This is a genomic window from Streptomyces sp. NPDC002265, assembly GCF_040296125.1.
Taxonomy (GTDB): domain Bacteria; phylum Actinomycetota; class Actinomycetes; order Streptomycetales; family Streptomycetaceae; genus Streptomyces.
Genome location: NZ_JBEOWS010000632.1, coordinates 1 through 2314, shown reverse-complemented (window position 1 = coordinate 2314; position 2314 = coordinate 1). Strand labels below are relative to the sequence as shown.

2 protein-coding genes are annotated in these 2314 nt (G+C 74.5%); both read right to left on the bottom strand.

Annotated features, from left to right (window positions below; translation table 11 throughout):
• Window positions 1-132: 132 nt before the first annotated feature.
• Entirely contained in the window at window positions 133-951 is an 819-nt protein-coding gene (locus ABT085_RS45770) for a TrmH family RNA methyltransferase (protein ID WP_351623034.1), read from the bottom strand.
• 64 nt (window positions 952-1015) lie between these two features.
• Window positions 1016-2248, bottom strand: a complete 1233-nt coding sequence (gene cobA / locus ABT085_RS45765) for a uroporphyrinogen-III C-methyltransferase (RefSeq protein WP_351623031.1) — start codon at window positions 2246-2248, stop codon at window positions 1016-1018.
• Between the last annotated feature and the right edge of the window lie 66 nt (window positions 2249-2314).

The window sequence follows — 2314 nt, the reverse complement described above, 5'->3', positions numbered from 1 at the left end:
GGCACCACAGCCCGCCACGACCACCCCGGCACCGCAGTCCACCACAGCCGGCCCGGCATCGCAGCCCGCCCGCCGAGCGGCCGGCCACCGGAGGGTTGCAGGCCAGGCGACCCGGCACCGGAGAGTCTTAGCTCAGGCGGTCGGGCGGCCCGTGGCCACCGCGTAGAAGGCGACCGCCGCCGCCGCGCCCACGTTGAGGGAGTCGACGCCGTGGGCCATCGGGATGCGGACCCATTCGTCGGCGGCGACGAGGGCCTGGGTGGACAGGCCGTCGCCCTCCGCGCCGAGCATCAGGGCCACCCGGTCCATCCGGTGCGGGGCGGCCTCGTCGAGGGACCTGGCCTTCTCGTCCGGGGTGAGGGCGAGCAGGGTGAAGCCCGCCTCGCGGACCGAGTCGAGCCCCTTGGGCCAGGTGTCGAGGCGGGCGTAGGGCACCGAGAAGACCGCGCCCATCGAGACCTTGACGGAGCGGCGGTAGAGCGGGTCGGCGCAGTCGGGCGAGAGCAGCACCGCGTCCATGCCGAGGGCGGCCGCCGAGCGGAAGATCGCGCCGATGTTGGTGTGGTCGTTGACCGACTCCATGACCGCCACCCGGCGGGCGGAGCGCAGCAGTTCGGCCGCCGTCGGCAGCGGCTTGCGCTGCATGGAGGCGAGCGCGCCGCGGTGCACGTGGTAGCCGGTGACCCGTTCGGCGAGCTCCGGGCTGACCGCGTAGACGGGGGCCGGGAGCTCGTCGATGACGTCGCGCATGACGTCGACCCACTTCGCGGACAGCAGCATCGAGCGCATCTCGTACCCGGCGTCCTTGGCCCGGCGGATGACCTTCTCGCCCTCGGCGATGAACAGGCCCTCGGCCGGCTCGCGCTTGCGGCGCAGCTCGACGTCGGTCAGGCCCGTGTAGTCGCTCAGGCGCGGGTCGGCGGGGTCCTCAACGGTGATGAGATCGGCCACAGGGTGATACTGCCTTGTCCTGGGTGTGGTGCCAACGGCTCGGAACGGGTTGTGTTACCCGGGGTTACTCGGTGGTGCGGGGGCCCACGCCGACGACGTCGCCGATGACGATGACGGCCGGGGGCCGCACGTCCTCGGCGCGCACCGTCTCGGCGACGGTCGCGAGGGTGGCGTCGACGCGGCGCTGGGCGGCCGTCGTGCCCTCCTGGACCAGGGCGACGGGGGTGTCCGGCGACCTGCCGTGCGCGACGAGCGTCTCGGCGATCTTGCCGATCTTGTCGACGCCCATGAGGACGACGAGCGTACCCGTCAGCCGGGCGAGCGCGGGCCAGTCGACCAGGGAGCGCTCGTCGTCGGGGGCGACATGGCCGCTGACCACCGTGAACTCATGGGCGACACCGCGGTGGGTGACGGGGATGCCGGCCGCGCCGGGCACCGAGATCGAGCTGGAGATGCCCGGGACGACCGTGCACGGGATGCCCGCCTCGGCGAGCGCCTGGAGCTCCTCCATGCCACGGCCGAAGACGTACGGGTCGCCGCCCTTCAGCCGGACCACGGACCTGCCCTGCCTGGCGTGCTCGATCAGCGCGTTGTTGATGGCCTCCTGGGCCATGAAGCGCCCGTACGGGATCTTCGCCGCGTCGATCACCTCGACGTGCGGCGGGAGTTCGGCCAGCAGGTCGCGGGGGCCGAGGCGGTCGGCGATGACGACGTCCGCCTCGGCGAGCAGCCGCCGGCCGCGGACCGTGATCAGGTCCGGGTCGCCGGGACCGCCGCCGACGAGGGCGACGCCGGGTGTGCGGGTGCGGTGGTGCGGGGCGACGAGGGTGCCGTCGCGCAGCCCCTCGACGACCGCGTCCCGGACGGCGGCGGTGTGCCGGGGGTCGCGGCCGCGCGCGTCGGTGGTGAGCACGGCCACGGTGACGCCCTCGCTGTGGCCGGTGGCCGGGGTCCAGGCGGTCGCCGCGTCGGCGTCGTCGGAGCGCACGCACCAGACGCGGTGCGCCTCGCCCTCGGCGGAGGCCCGGGTGTTCGCCTCCGGGTCGCTGGTGGCGATCAGCGCGTACCAGGCGTCGGCGAGGTCGCCGTCGGCGTAGGGGCGCCGCTGCCAGGCGATCTCGCCCGCGTCCGCCATGGCCTCGACGGACGGCGTCGCCTCGGGGGACACCAGGAGGATGTCGGCGCCCGCCGCGATCAGCGCCGGGAGACGGCGCTGGGCGACCTGACCGCCGCCGAGGACGACCACGCGGCGGCCGGCCAGACGGAGGCCTACGGGATAGGCGGGGTGTTCGGCCATGCGGGGCGGCTCCTCGTCCTCGTCCTGGCGATGCGAAGGGCGCTACAGCTCCGGAGCGGCCCTGAC

Excerpts from the sequence above, each read along its gene's own strand:
- cobA (WP_351623031.1), bottom strand. The coding sequence starts at position 2,248 with ATGGCCGAACACCCCGCCTATCCCGTAGGCCTCCGTCTGGCCGGCCGC.